Below are 13,057 nucleotides of genomic sequence, written 5' to 3' on the forward strand. Positions count from 1 at the left end.
GTTTATCCGCAGCCTTGTTAATGAGCTGTGATGATTTTGCTAAATACTGTCTTACACCACTTCTCATGGAGATAACATATCTGATGTATTATTTTTCTCAAAAAAGAATAAATTTCACTCCGGATGGCGAATCCGATCACAAAATCAGTGGGAATTGCGGATGCGCCTGAACACTGTGAAAGGTTTTTAATGATTGTATTAAAGGGGTTTTTAAAAGAATTAAGGGTGATTGTGGGCAAATAAGCGATCCAGATCGCGCTGTGCGAAAAATTGCGCGCCACCTGTTGACAATTTAGTCACAACAGCACAATTCTCATCACGCAAGTTATCACATTTATAACATTGCGCGGCGATGAATATCGTCGCTGTGCATCCTGAGAGGTCACGTTATGTCCGAGGTCTCAATCTTAACGCAGCAGCTGGCACGCAAACGTCGGCGGCGCTACATACTCAGCGGCGTGGTGATCGTGGCGCTGGTAGCCGCCATGGCGCTGGATACCAAAGTAGTGCGCATCGGTTCGGCGGACGACGCGCGTCAGCAGGGCTTCTCCGCAGACAGCTACGGGCAGAAAACCTTTCCCGGTATCCAGCAGGATGTCGAAGCGCGCGCGCTGGATGCCGCCACGCTGGCGGCCGCACTGAACAGCGATCGGCAGCAGGCGGTGGCCAGATACGGTGTCGGCTCGCCGCTGCCGGTGCTGCCGGTCAAACTGCAGGGCGTGGTGCAGCCGGGGCAAATGGGTGTCTTCCCGTTACAGGTCGCCGGTCTGCCAGCGGGCACGCAGTTGAGGTTGCAAACCGGCCCGGCGATCACCGGCACCGATTTGCGTGATGCCAGCGGCAAAATTCAGTTTGGTGATTTTACTAATCAGATCGAATACCAGAACGCCGGGGCGGCGATTAATCGCGCCATGAAAGTGGCGGTGCTGGAGAAACTGGACCGCGACGCGCTGCCGGGCAAAACCGTGCAGGTGGTCGGCGTGTTCCGTCTGCTCAGTCCGACCAACTGGCTGATTACGCCGGTGCGCGTGGAGGTGCAATGAAACCGTTCAACGTCAACCCGGCGCTGCTGAAAGGAGAAGTGATTCTGCAGGCGCGCAACGTCAGCAAAGTGTATGGCTCCACCCATGCGCTGAAAGGCGTCAATTTTGAAATCCGCCGCGGCGAAGTCACCACGCTGTTCGGTGAAAACGGCGCCGGTAAATCGACGCTGATGAAAATTCTTTCTGGCGTGATTACGCCAACATCCGGGGAAATTCTGTTAAACGGCGAAGCAAAGGTGTTCCGTTCGGCCACCGAGGCGCGCGACTGTGGTATCTCGATTATTCATCAGGAGCTGAATCTCGCGCCCAACATGAACGTGCGCGACAACATTTTTATGGGGCGCGAAATCATGCGGCCCGGCGGGGTGGATTACGCCGAAGAGGCGCGGCTGACCCGCCATCTGATGGCGGCGCTGGAGGAGGAGATTGATCCGCTGACGCCGGTGGAGAACCTGCGTCTCGGGCAGCAGCAGATTGTGGAAATCGCCCGCGCGCTGTCGGTGAATTCACAAATCCTGATCATGGATGAACCGACCTCGGCGCTCAGCGCGGCGGAAGTGGCGGTGCTGTTTCAGGTCATCCGCGATCTGACCAGTCAGGGCGTGGCAATTGTGTATATCTCACACCATCTGGAGGAAGCACTGGAGATCACCGATCGCGCAGTGGTGCTGCGTGACGGCGTAATGACTGCCTACGCCCGGCGCGACGAGATCGACCTCGAATGGATCGTGCGCAACATGGTGGGAGAGCACTTCGACCTCGGTTCACCGCCCGGCGGCTATGCCTTCGGTGGCGACGCGCTGACGGTGCAGGCGTTAACCGTGAAAAGCAAAACCGGTATCCGGCTGGTGGATCAGCTGTCGCTGACGGTGCAGGCCGGCGAGATTGTCTGCATTTATGGCCTGATGGGCGCGGGGCGCACCGAGCTGCTGGAGTGTCTCGCCGGACGGCTGAAGCAGAGCAGCGGGCACATCCTGCTGCAGGATACCGAGATCTCCGCGCTGTCGCTGTCGCAGCGCATCAAAATGGGACTGGCGCTGGTCCCGGAGGATCGTCAGCGCGACGGGCTGGTGCAGACCATGACGGTGGGCGAAAACCTGTCGCTGGCCAGCATCAGCGAGTTTGTGCGCGGGCTGGTGCTGTCAACGCGACGGGAGAAACTGCTGATTGATGACAGCATCCGTAACGTGACGGTCAAGACTGCCGGCGGTGAGGCGGCCATCGGTTCCCTTTCTGGCGGTAATCAGCAAAAAGTGGTGATCGGCAAAATGCTCGCCACCCGACCCAAAGTGATTCTGCTGGATGAACCGAGCCGCGGCATCGATATCGGTGCCAAAGCCGAAGTGTTTCGTCTGCTGGCGGAGAATGCCAGCAAAGGGCTGGCGGTGGTTTACACCACCTCGGAAGTGGGCGAGTGCCTGAGTATCGCGCACCGCATCGTGGTGATGAGCAAAGGGCGCATCTCGGCCATCTTCGACGCCAGCGTGAGTAAAGAACGCATTATGGCCGCTTCGGGCGAGTCTCTGGTGGCATGACATGAAAAACGGAGCAAACGGTATGACTGACAGAACCCAAACGCTGGATAGCGCACCGCGGGTGGCGAAACCGGCCAGCGGCAAGCGCCTCAACCTGGCGCGGCTGCTGCTGGAAGGGCGTGCCTTTATCGCGCTGCTGGTGATTATCGCCACTTTCTCCCTGCTATCGCCCAACTACTTTACCGGCGCGAACTTCCTCACCATGGCATCGCATGTGGCCATCTTCGGTTTGCCGGCGATCGGCATGCTGCTGGTGATCCTCAACGGCGGGATTGATTTGTCAGTCGGCTCGACGCTGGGACTGGCTGGGGTGATGGCCGGCTTTATGATGCAGGGCATCAACCTTGAAGCGCTGGGCGTGGTGCTCTATCTGCCGGTGTGGGCAGTGGCAATTCTGACGCTGGTGCTGGGTGCACTGGTAGGGCTGGTCAACGGCGTGCTGATTGCGATTTTTCGCGTCCCGGCGTTTGTCGCCACGCTCGGCACCATGTATGTGGCGCGCGGTATCGCGCTGCTGATCACCAACGGTCTGACCTACAACAAACTCTCCGGCAGCGAAGCGCTGGGCAATACAGGTTTCGACTGGCTCGGTTTTAACCGCCTGTTCAACATCCCGGTCGGCGTGCTGGTGCTCGGCGCAGTGGCGCTGGCCTGCGGTTTCCTGTTGAGTCGCTCGGCGTTTGGCCGCTGGCTGTATGCCTCGGGCGGTAACGAGCGCGCCGCCGATCTCTCCGGCGTGCCAGTGAAACGCATCAAGATCAGCGTCTACGTGCTGTCGGGTATCTGTGCGGCGATGGCCGGGCTGGTGCTCTCTTCGCAGCTGACCTCCGCCGGTCCGACCGCGGGCACCACCTACGAGCTGACCGCCATTGCTGCGGTGGTGATTGGCGGTGCGGCGCTGACCGGAGGACGCGGTAACGTGCGCGGCACGCTGCTGGGCGCGTTCGTGATTGGCTTTCTCTCTGATGGCTTAGTGATTATCGGCGTTTCTGCCTACTGGCAGACGGTGTTCACTGGCGCCGTGATTGTGCTGGCGGTATTGCTCAACACCCTGCAATACGGCCGGCGCGGTCGCTAACCCTGCGCGCGCTGGCAGGCTGGCGCGCGAGTAACCGTAAAACAAACCTGTACCCTAATAATAACGGAGCACCTATGTTCACTAAACGTCTGTTTATCGCCGCCGCCGCGATGGCCATCTCCACCTTTGCCTTACCCAGCTGGGCCAACAACGGCCTGATGACCATCATCGTTAACGATCCCTCCAACCCATACTGGCTGACTGAGGGCCAGGTCGCGCAGAAGGCGGCGGAGAAGCTGGGCTACAGTGCCAAAGTCAGCGCGCACAAAGGGGATACCAACACCGAAAGCCAGCTGATTGATACGGCGATCACCAATAAATCGAAGGCGATCATTCTCGATCCGGCTAACGCCGACGGCTCGATTGGCTCGGTAAAGAAAGCCATCGCCGCCAATATTCCGGTGTTCGTGATCAATGCCGAACTGAACCAGAGCGGGCTGGCTAAAGCGCAGCTGGTGTCGAATAACGCGCAGGGCGCGGCAGTAGGCGCGATGGAGTGGGTGAAGCAGGTGGGTGACAGCGCCAGCTATGTCGAGCTGGTGGGACCGCCGTCGGATAACAACGCCGCCACGCGCGCCAACGGTTTCGATACCGTGTTGTCTCAGTACCCGACGCTGAAGAAAGTCGGCCAGGAAGTGGCGAACTGGGATCGCACCCAGGGCTTCAATAAAATGCAGTCGCTGCTGCAGGCTAATCCGAACATCAAAGGGGTGATCAGCGGTAACGATGAGATGGCGCTGGGTGCTATCGCCGCCCTTAAGGAAGCTGGCAAACTCAGCCAGGTGAAAGTGGGTGGGTTTGACGGTTCACCGGATGCGGTCGACGCGGTTAAAGCCGGTACGCTGGCCTATACCGTGATGCAGCCGGTAGCGCAGTTTGCGCAGAAGGCGGTAGAGCAGGCGGACACCTTCCTCAAAACCGGCAAAACCGGGGTAGCACAGGAGAAGCAGCTGTTTGACTGTATTCTGATCACCAAAGACAACGCTGGTGATTTCGTTTCGCCGTTTGTCCTGAAGCAGTAAGTCAGATCACCGATGGCGGCATTCTGGCCGTCATCGGTTGCCTGCTGCGCGCCTGATTTGCAAAAGAAACGTTTACGCGCTGTAATCAAAGCCGAAACTGCATTTCCGCTTCACTTTCCGGACGAAACATGGCGCATAACCCGCAAGAGACCTCCGCTGGTCACTTCCTGAATGAAACCTTACCGGGCGACAGCCGTCAGGCGCGTCAGCTGGCACGACGCCAGCTCATAGCCGAAGCCGTGATGGCCGAAGGCGCGGTGCGTATCGAAGATATTACTGAGCGCTTCGGGATCAGCCTGATGACCGCCCATCGCGATATTGATGAGATGGTTGAGCGCGGGCTGCTGCATAAATCACGCGGCGTGGTCTCTGCCACACCAACCAGCCTGGTGGAATCCAGCGATCTCTATCGTGCCACGCGCCAGCTGGAAGAGAAACAGGCGATTGCCGAAGTGGCCGCTGGCTACCTTGAACCCGGCCAGGCGCTGTTTCTTGATGATTCCACCACCGTGCTGCAGATGGCGCGGCTGCTGCCGGCCAAAGCGCCGCTCACGGTGATCACCAACTCGCTGACGTTAATGAATGAATTACGTAACGGACGCGATATCACTTTGATGGGGCTCGGCGGCCAGTTTCATCACTGGTGTAACGCCTTTATGGGGCGCATGACGCGAGACGAAATCGCCAGCCTGCGCGCCGATGTGTTTTTTGTCAGCATGTCGGCGATTATTGATGATGCGGTGTTTCACCAGTCGGCCGAGACGGTGGAGACCAAGCGTGCCATGTTCGAGGCGGCGCAGAAGCGCATCCTGATGATGGATAACACCAAGTTTGAGCGGCGCGCGCTGCATCGCTTTGCCCACCTGAGTGAGTTTGATGTGGTGATCGTTAATCAGGGCACGCCGGTGCCAGTGCTGCGTCGCCTGCAGGAGCTGGGGGTGAATGTGGTGGTGGCACCGATGAAAACCGGGCAGGGACGCACTGAGGCGTAATGCCCGGTTTGCGCGTTAGCCAAGGCCGATGAAGAAGCCGGCAATGGTGGCGCTCATCAGATTGGAGAGCGTTGCGGCGATCAGCGCGCGCAGGCCCAGCCGCGCGATTTCCGGGGTGCGCTCCGGTGCGACGGCAGAAAAGGCGCCGACCACCACGCCAATCGAACCAAAGTTAGCAAAGCCGCACAGGGCGAACGAGACGATGGCGATGGTTTTGCCGTCGAGCGCGCCCGCCTGATGCAGATAAGGTGAAAAGCTGATGTAGGCGACAAACTCGTTCACCACCAGTTTCTGACCTATCAGGCTGCCCGCCAGCGCCGCATCGTGCCACGCCACGCCCATCAGCCACGCCAGCGGGGCCAGCGCGAAGCCGAGTATTCCCTGCAGGCTGATGTCGCCGTGACCAAACCAGCCGCCGATGCCGCCGAGTATGCCGTTGAGCATCGCGATAATACCGACAAACGCCATCACCACCGTCGCCAGACCAGCGGCTATTTTCATCCCGGTAATCGCTCCGCTGGCGGCGGCTTCAATCAGGCTGCGTGCCGGCGTGTCGCTAAACGACAGGTGGGTAAAAGTCACCTGCGATGCTTCCGTTGCCGGACTGAGCAGCCGGGCGAACAGAATGCCGCCAGGAATGGCCATCAGCGAGGCGGCCAGCAGATATTCAATCGGTACCCCCAGCCCGGCATAGCCGAGCATAGTGGAACCGGCTATTGAAGCCATGCCGCTGCAGATGGCGGTGAACAGTTCGTTGCGATTGAGACGGTTGACGAAGGGTTTGACGATGGCCGGGATCTCATTCTGCCCGAGGAAAATGGTGGTGACCGCCACGAAGGATTCGATCTTACTGATGTTGAGCGCGCGCTGAAAGATGCCGCCCAGCAGCCGAATGATGGCGCCCATCACGCCAATATAGTAGAGCACGCTAACCAGCGCGGTGATAAAGATGATGGCCGGCAGAACGTGAAAAGCGAATACAAAGCCGGCGCCGTTAAACACCTTGTCCATTTGCGGTCCGGCCAGCGCGCCAAACAGAAACGCGCTGCCCGCATCACTGTAAGCCAGCGCCTGATGCACGCCGCTGGCGACTTTTTCCGCCAGCCATTTGCCCGGCGGCAAATAGAGGATCGCGCCGCCGAGGGCAATCTGAATCAGTAACGCGGCACCGGTGGTGCGCAGACTGATGTGCTTTTTATTTACTGACAGCAGAAACGCGATCGCCAGTAATACCACCATACCCAGAACACTTCTCATTATATCCATCATGATATTTCCTGATGTCAGCCTGGTGAGGTTGCATAGCGGTATGGGCGACCACTTTCTGCCCATATTGTGGGGTTAAATGATTAGCGGTACCTGCGCACGCAGTCTTCGACTAAATCCCAGAACCAGGCGGAATCCAGCGTGATGCCCACTTTGGTGTTTGCCGGTTTCCCCAGCACGCCGAGCGCATCACACACCGTGCGGCCATAGCAGGGACCGCTGTTGACATCGATTTCGACAAACATCGGCTGAACGTTGAAGGCATCCGGATTGATTAGATAGGCGACGCAGGTCGCATCGTGCACCGGACCACCCGCCAGACCGTAATTGTCGTGCTGGGTTTTCAGCGTAAAATTCATCATATCGCTGAACAGCTTGCCGGCAGGGCCGCCAGCCTTTTCCATGCGGGTAATGATGTCCGGCGTGCACACCGTCTGGTGCGTTAAGTCGAGGCCCATCATCACCAGCGGGGCGCCGGCGGTAAATACCACGCGCGCGGCTTCCGGGTCGGCAAAAATATTAAACTCCGCCGACGGGGTAAAATTACCGGTGCCGTAAGCGCCGCCCATCAGCACGATTTCACGGATTTTGGGAATGATTTTCGGCTGCATGCGCATCGCTACCGCAATATTAGTGAGCGGGCCGACCGGCACCAGCGTGATATCCCCGTCGCTGTTCATCAGCGTATCGATAATAAAGTTCACAGCGTGCTTTGTTTCCGCTTTACGCGTCAGCGGGTCGAACACCGGGCCGTCAAGACCGGTTTCGCCGTGAATATTATCGGCGACGATCTGCTGGCGCATAATCGGCTGTGGCATGCCGGCATAAACTGGTGTGTCAATATTCAGCGTCTGGCAAACGTTCAGGCCGTTGACCAGCGTTTTGTCCAGAATTTGATTGCCCGCCACGATACTGATACCGAGCAGTTCAATCGAAGGATGTTTTGCGGCCAGCATGATGGCGATGGCATCATCATGACCGGGATCACAGTCCAGAATAATTTTACGTGCTGTCATGGTTTACTCCTCAGCTTCTTTAGTTATCGCCTTAATTTCATTGCAGAAATTTTCCGGTGCGGTAGGGTAGAGGCCTTCACCTTAGCAGCGGCGTGACACGCCAGAGTATGAGAAATCTCATAGTGGACATCGAATGATGAAAGAAATAAATAATGACGCGCTGAAGCAGCAGTTAATAATGGCGTCCGGCTATTGCGATAAATTTTCAGCCGATGTGATCCCGCACACACATTTATTTCATATTCTTGCCGGGGACTATATTGTGCGCGAGGGGGCTCTGCCGGCGTATATGTTTTATCTGGCGCGCGGTCGCACCAAACTGTATGTCACGCTGGCCAATGGCCGTATTTCGCTGGTGGATTTCTTTAATGCGCCCTGTTTTATTGGCGAGATTGAAGTGCTGGATGAAACGCATGCTTCACGCGCGGTGCAGGCAATTGAAGCCTGCTGGTGCCTGGCGCTGCCGGTGAAAACCTGCCGCACGCTGTTGTTAAATGATGCGCAGTTCCTGCGCCACGCCTGTCTCGGCCTGGTGAAAAAGAATTTCCGCAATATTGTCACCTCAACGCGCAATCAGGCGTTTCCGCTGGTTAACCGGCTGGCGGCCTTTATCCTGCTGACTCAGCATGACGGTGTGTATAAAGAGAAGCATACGCAGGTAGCGGAGTACCTTGGCGTGACCTATCGCCACCTGCTGTATGTGTTTGCGCAGTTCAGCGCAGAAGGGGTGCTGCGTAAGCAGCAGGGGGGTTATGCGATCGGTAACCGCGCGGCGCTGACGGCCTTAGCCGAAGAGATGGAGCCCGGCGCAGCGCTGCCGGGTCACTGAGTTTATGCGCCCTGGCGGGTGGCCGCCAGCACGATCTCCCGCACGCAGACCGACTGCGGCTGCGAATAGGCGTAATCGATGGCGCTGGCCACGTCGTCTGCGCTGAGCACCTTGCCGCCCATTTCGGCTTTCCACGCGTGATAACCGTCCTTGATTGCTTCGCTGGTGGTGTGGCTCAACAGCTCGGTTTCAACTGCGCCCGGCGCGATAACGATCACGCGTACATTGTGCGGCGACAGCTCTTCGCGCAGGTTCTCTGACATGCCATGCACAGCGAATTTAGTGCCAACATACACTGCGTGATTAGGAAACGTCTTCCGTCCGGCCACTGAGCTGATGTTAATGATCGTGCCCCTTTTGCGGTCAATCATGCCTGCGGTGACCGCCTGCACGCCATTGAGCAGGCCTTTCACGTTGACGTCGAACATCTTATCCCATTCGCCGGCATCCTGTTGTTCAATCGCGCCGAGCAGCATCACGCCCGCATTGTTAATCAGCGCATCGACCGGGCCAAACTGCTGCTCAGCATCCTGCACTGCGGTGGTCAATGCGTGGCGATCGGTCACATCAACCGCGCGGCACAGGGTATTGGGCAGGTTCAGTGCCGTCATACGATCGATACGGCGAGCCAGCAGCAGCAGGGCATGTCCACGCGCCGAAAGCAGCTTTGCCGTGGCAAGACCGATACCGGAGCTGGCACCGGTGATGACGATTAAAGGTTTAACATTCTGCGTCATAATGACTTCCTCATAGATAAAATTAATGGCGAAGCTGAGGTGTGCACTTTAAATCGCGCAGAAATTGGTGAAAAATGGTTTATTTCTTTCGCCGATATAATGATTTTCTATGGATAAGCGACAGCTAAAAGCTTTTATCTGCGTGTTTGAGGAGCGCAACATCACGCGCGCCGCACAGTTACTCAATCTGACGCAGCCCGCGCTCTCGGCCACGATCAAACTGCTGGAAGAGGAGCTGGCCACCACGCTTTTTATCCGCAGGCCGCGCGGCGTGGAGGTCACGGAGGACGCTCGCGTCCTGTATCCGCAGGCGCGCAAGATGCTCAGCGATATGCAGGCGCTGGTGACACGCTTTCGGCAGCCGTCGGATTGCCTGCCGCTGAAGATTGGCGTTGAAGGGGATGTCGCCCCCGCCCAGCTGGCGCAACTGCTGACGGCCATCCGGCAACATTTTCCCACGGTGCTGCTTAACGTCGAGCCCGGTTGCGTGGGCGATATCCGGCTGGCGTGTGAATCCCTGCGCTGCGAAGACGAGCTGTTTATGCCGCTGTTTGAAGAGCACTACGTGCTGGCGTATCCCGCCAGTCATGCGCTAAATCAGCTGGAAACGCTGACCCATGACCAGTTGCATCCGCTGCCGTGGGTAATGGTGCCGACTGATGAGTCACATCAGCGGCTGCTGCCGTTTTACGGTGCGGGTGCGGCAGCGGCCAACGCCGGCAGCTACGCGCTGGCGCTGGATCTGGCGGAAGCCGGCTTTGGCGTCACCATTGCGCCGGCGCCGCTGGTTGCCGCGCGGCATCGCCTGGCCTGGCGCGCTTTACCCGGTCAGCCGCTGATGCGGCGTGTCGGCATTTGCTATGCGGTTCAGGCGCAGGCCAATCCGGCGGTAGAACGGCTGCTGGCGCACTTCAGCCACGGCGCGCCTTTGCGTGCATCATGATAGACCCGGTGCGCAGCCGGGCGCACCGGGTTAAAGCGGATTAGCGCGGGTTCATCATGTCAAATATGGCGTCAAAATTGCCGTCGCGTTCAGCCCAGCGCCGCGCATGGTCACGCTCCAGCAGCAGTTCGCCGCGCGCGACCGGGCCATTTTCCAGCATCTGCAGAATCTGCGCGATATAGTCGTCCAGCGGCATGGCGCGGGGATCGCTGAGCTGTTGATTACCGGTCAGCGCCGTCTGTAGATATGGCGGCAGCATTTCCAGCACCTCGACCGGGGTATTACGCAGCTGATGACGCAGCGAAACCAGCCAGGAATGCAGAAAGGCTTTGCTGGCGCAGTAGGTGGGAAAACTGGCCAGCGGCATGAAGGCCAGCGCGGAACTGGTTGCCATCAGCGTGGCCTGCGGCTGACGGCGCAGCAGCGGCAAAAACGCGGCGGTGACGCGAATCACACCGAGGATGTTGGTTATCACGATTTGCTCAGCAATATCACTGGTCCATTCGTCTGTCGTCACCGTTTCCGGCTGCGAGATACCGGCGTTGGCGATCAGCACGTTGATATGCGGGAACTGCGCGTGAATCGCCGCAGAACAGCGGGCGAGGGCGGTGGTGTCATTAACGTCCAGAGCAAAGCCGGTAATGGCCGGGCGCTGGGCGGTGATCTCATCGAGCAGCGCCTGACGTCTGCCGGTGATAATGACGCGGTTACCGCGATCGTGAAAAACCTCGGCCATGCGGCGGCCAATACCGCTGGTTGCGCCGGTGATGAGCAGGGTGTTGTTGGTCAGTTTCATAGTGTGCCTTGTCAGTCAGAGAATGAAAGGCCACGTGCGGTGATGCACTGCTAGCGATCCCGATAAACAGGATGCGTAGAAAGCGTGAACGATGCCGTGGCGCTGTTCCGGTTTTCCTCTGCGCAGAGGCCCATTCCGGTTCAGGGCGCGTTGGATGACGGTAACGCCTACGGCAAGTCAGAAGTGAGATGCGCGCTTACTATATAGCGAGCCGGGGAGGGATGTCTATCCTGTCGTCCTGTTCCTGCAGACTGTGGCGTTTCGTTTTCTGACCATGATCAGTTATGCTGATTTGTATTAAAAATCATAAAGGAATTATAAAGTGCGCACCCGCGATTCGGCTCGTTTGCTTATTATAAATCCCCTTAATCAGGTTTTATTATTCTGGTTTAAGCATAAAAATAATGCCCTGTCAGGCAGAGAATACTGGGCTACACCCGGTGGAGGCGTTGAACCGGGAGAGACTTTTGAACAGGCAGCTATCAGAGAGCTCAGAGAAGAAACAGGCTTTTATGTCGATGATGTGGGTCAGCCGTTAACTGAGCGCATTTTTGAAATGACGCTTCCCAGCGGTGAGGTGGTTTTGGCAAATGAACGATTTTATTTAATTAAAGTTGGAGATGAAGATATCTGTACCAGTGGTTGGACTGAAAATGAAAAGTCAGTCATTGATAGTTATCACTGGTGGGATCTTACTGAGCTGCGAAACACTCGCGACGTCGTTTATCCAATAAATATTGCTGATCTCTGCACATTGCCGGATTAATTACGCGACGTGTCATAGCGTTGAGCGTATGAATCTATCATTGCCGCTTTCAAATGGAATCTTATTGCAGGTGATCAGAGTATGTTCAGTGGAGCCGACACAAGCTTAGGAAAGCAAAGTTTGAAGCATGGACTCTGGGTTGAACCTGATGGATGCCAGGCTTTTTGTCTAAAAGGTATTCACGGAAATGCATGCAGAAATTATTCAGGTATTTCAGGATTTTCAGCAGGTAGCCTAAGCGGCCAGGTCAGCTTTGACTCTATAATCAAATGGCGCATAATGTATATTATGTTAAATAAGATATCTAATCGCGTATTTCAATCCTTCAGTTTCGCCCTTCACGCCTCTTACCAGGCTCACAACTCATTCACCACGGCGACACTATGTGAAAACGTATCCCACCGGTCCGTTTGATGGACACCACGGCGTTATCCTGGTGCGCATCAATGCGCACCCTACAACTGACTGCACGGTTAGCTTCTTCGCCCTCGGTGCTTTAAACATCTGCTCATCCACAATGACAACGAATCTTGCGACACTACGACGTTATCCTGGTGCGCATCAATGCGCACCCTACAGCTGACTGCCCGGTCAGCTTCGCGCTTCGTCGCTTTAATCATGGCTTTAGCTCATCCAGCATGACAACGCTACGCGAAGACTTCCCGGTTATCCCTCAGCGCTTTTGTCAGATTTCACGTAGCGCGATCGGTCTGTTTGCTGGATACCACTCACGAGTAACTTTGGTGCGCATCAATGCGCACCTTGCAATGCCACTCCGCACTGCACAATTGTAGGATCGCCGTTTACGGCGACCGAACCCGGCGCCGTCAGCGAATTGCCAGCCTCATTTATCTTTAAAATAATCTTCCGGCATTTGTCCCGGCGGCATATTGATTACGGCATCATTATCCGGACCTTCATTCTTCATGTAGGTCACTTTGGCAAACTCAGGAATCACCACGTACGGATACGCTGGCCCTTCATCACGGAAACGATGCATATCTTCGATAAATTCATTCTGATAGCAGATGGTT

13 protein-coding genes are annotated in these 13,057 nt (G+C 56.9%); 8 read left to right on the top strand and 5 right to left on the bottom strand.

The genetic code is table 11. The annotated features are described in order from the left end of the window. Positions 1-389: 389 nt before the first annotated feature. The 5 genes from FT726_RS16350 to FT726_RS16370 all read left to right on the top strand — a co-directional run bounded on the left by FT726_RS16350 (position 390) and on the right by FT726_RS16370 (position 5,670). Positions 390-1,043: a DUF2291 domain-containing protein gene (locus FT726_RS16350; RefSeq protein ID WP_346303080.1), complete on the top strand. Its 654-nt coding sequence runs from the start codon at positions 390-392 to the stop codon at positions 1,041-1,043. Continuing rightward, a complete protein-coding gene (locus FT726_RS16355) occupies positions 1,040-2,578 on the top strand; it encodes a sugar ABC transporter ATP-binding protein (RefSeq protein ID WP_282995464.1) in 1,539 nt (512 codons plus the stop codon). The genes FT726_RS16350 and FT726_RS16355 overlap by 4 nt, the downstream gene beginning before the upstream one ends. Positions 2,579-2,600: 22 nt before the next feature. Next, positions 2,601-3,656, top strand: coding sequence for an ABC transporter permease (locus tag FT726_RS16360; RefSeq protein ID WP_058758647.1), 1,056 nt, complete (start codon positions 2,601-2,603; stop codon positions 3,654-3,656). Positions 3,657-3,730: 74 nt separating this feature from the next. Next, entirely contained in the window at positions 3,731-4,678 is a 948-nt protein-coding gene (locus FT726_RS16365; RefSeq protein ID WP_058758551.1) for a D-ribose ABC transporter substrate-binding protein, read from the top strand. Between the two features lie 128 nt (positions 4,679-4,806). Beyond that, positions 4,807-5,670 (top strand): DeoR/GlpR family DNA-binding transcription regulator, encoded by an 864-nt coding sequence (locus tag FT726_RS16370; protein ID WP_021506045.1) that lies wholly within the window; start codon positions 4,807-4,809, stop codon positions 5,668-5,670. A 15-nt stretch (positions 5,671-5,685) separates the two neighbouring features. On the opposite strand, the gene FT726_RS16375 is transcribed toward FT726_RS16370, so the two are convergent. Next, entirely contained in the window at positions 5,686-6,936 is a 1,251-nt protein-coding gene (locus FT726_RS16375) for a NupC/NupG family nucleoside CNT transporter (RefSeq protein WP_088515899.1), read from the bottom strand. Between the two features lie 83 nt (positions 6,937-7,019). Continuing rightward, a complete protein-coding gene (gene rihB, locus FT726_RS16380) occupies positions 7,020-7,952 on the bottom strand; it encodes a ribosylpyrimidine nucleosidase (RefSeq protein WP_346303081.1) in 933 nt (310 codons plus the stop codon). 136 nt (positions 7,953-8,088) lie between these two features. On the opposite strand from rihB, the gene yeiL reads away from it, so the two are divergent. Further along, on the top strand, positions 8,089-8,781 hold the full coding sequence (gene yeiL, locus FT726_RS16385) for a transcriptional regulator YeiL (protein WP_127834764.1): 693 nt from the start codon (positions 8,089-8,091) through the stop codon (positions 8,779-8,781). 2 nt (positions 8,782-8,783) lie between these two features. Here the strand turns inward: yeiL and FT726_RS16390 are convergent, their stop codons facing one another. Next, positions 8,784-9,518, bottom strand: a complete 735-nt coding sequence (locus tag FT726_RS16390) for an SDR family oxidoreductase (RefSeq protein ID WP_346303082.1) — start codon at positions 9,516-9,518, stop codon at positions 8,784-8,786. Between the two features lie 109 nt (positions 9,519-9,627). On the opposite strand from FT726_RS16390, the gene FT726_RS16395 reads away from it, so the two are divergent. Continuing rightward, positions 9,628-10,461 carry a LysR family transcriptional regulator gene (locus tag FT726_RS16395; RefSeq protein WP_346303083.1) on the top strand — a complete coding sequence of 278 codons (834 nt, stop codon included), beginning with the start codon at positions 9,628-9,630 and terminating at the stop codon, positions 10,459-10,461. Positions 10,462-10,501: 40 nt separating this feature from the next. Here FT726_RS16395 and FT726_RS16400 read toward each other — a convergent pair whose 3' ends face one another. Beyond that, the gene (locus tag FT726_RS16400) at positions 10,502-11,257 is read right to left on the bottom strand and encodes an SDR family NAD(P)-dependent oxidoreductase (RefSeq protein WP_346303084.1); all 756 of its coding nucleotides are present in this window, start codon (positions 11,255-11,257) and stop codon (positions 10,502-10,504) included. A 322-nt stretch (positions 11,258-11,579) separates the two neighbouring features. Here FT726_RS16400 and FT726_RS16405 point away from each other — a divergent pair, with 322 nt between their 5' ends. Beyond that, positions 11,580-12,023 (top strand): NUDIX hydrolase, encoded by a 444-nt coding sequence (locus FT726_RS16405; protein WP_264443549.1) that lies wholly within the window; start codon positions 11,580-11,582, stop codon positions 12,021-12,023. 844 nt (positions 12,024-12,867) lie between these two features. Here FT726_RS16405 and FT726_RS16410 read toward each other — a convergent pair. After that, the coding region (locus FT726_RS16410; RefSeq protein ID WP_346303085.1) for a phenolic acid decarboxylase at positions 12,868-13,057 on the bottom strand (190 nt) is incomplete at its 5' end.

The sequence above is a fragment of the Pantoea sp. Morm genome (assembly GCF_016643525.1).
In the GTDB taxonomy this organism is placed as follows: Bacteria; Pseudomonadota; Gammaproteobacteria; order Enterobacterales; family Enterobacteriaceae; genus Pantoea; species Pantoea dispersa.

Bases quoted from the DNA above. Each gene is read 5' to 3' on its own strand.
- FT726_RS16350 (WP_346303080.1), top strand. From the start codon at position 390: ATGTCCGAGGTCTCAATCTTAACGCAGCAGCTGGCACGCAAACGTCGG.
- FT726_RS16355 (WP_282995464.1), top strand. From the start codon at position 1,040: ATGAAACCGTTCAACGTCAACCCGGCGCTGCTGAAAGGAGAAGTGATT.
- FT726_RS16360 (WP_058758647.1), top strand. From the start codon at position 2,601: ATGACTGACAGAACCCAAACGCTGGATAGCGCACCGCGGGTGGCGAAA.
- FT726_RS16365 (WP_058758551.1), top strand. From the start codon at position 3,731: ATGTTCACTAAACGTCTGTTTATCGCCGCCGCCGCGATGGCCATCTCC.
- FT726_RS16370 (WP_021506045.1), top strand. From the start codon at position 4,807: ATGGCGCATAACCCGCAAGAGACCTCCGCTGGTCACTTCCTGAATGAA.
- FT726_RS16375 (WP_088515899.1), bottom strand. From the start codon at position 6,936: ATGGATATAATGAGAAGTGTTCTGGGTATGGTGGTATTACTGGCGATC.
- rihB (WP_346303081.1), bottom strand. From the start codon at position 7,952: ATGACAGCACGTAAAATTATTCTGGACTGTGATCCCGGTCATGATGAT.
- yeiL (WP_127834764.1), top strand. From the start codon at position 8,089: ATGAAAGAAATAAATAATGACGCGCTGAAGCAGCAGTTAATAATGGCG.
- FT726_RS16390 (WP_346303082.1), bottom strand. From the start codon at position 9,518: ATGACGCAGAATGTTAAACCTTTAATCGTCATCACCGGTGCCAGCTCC.
- FT726_RS16395 (WP_346303083.1), top strand. From the start codon at position 9,628: ATGGATAAGCGACAGCTAAAAGCTTTTATCTGCGTGTTTGAGGAGCGC.
- FT726_RS16400 (WP_346303084.1), bottom strand. From the start codon at position 11,257: ATGAAACTGACCAACAACACCCTGCTCATCACCGGCGCAACCAGCGGT.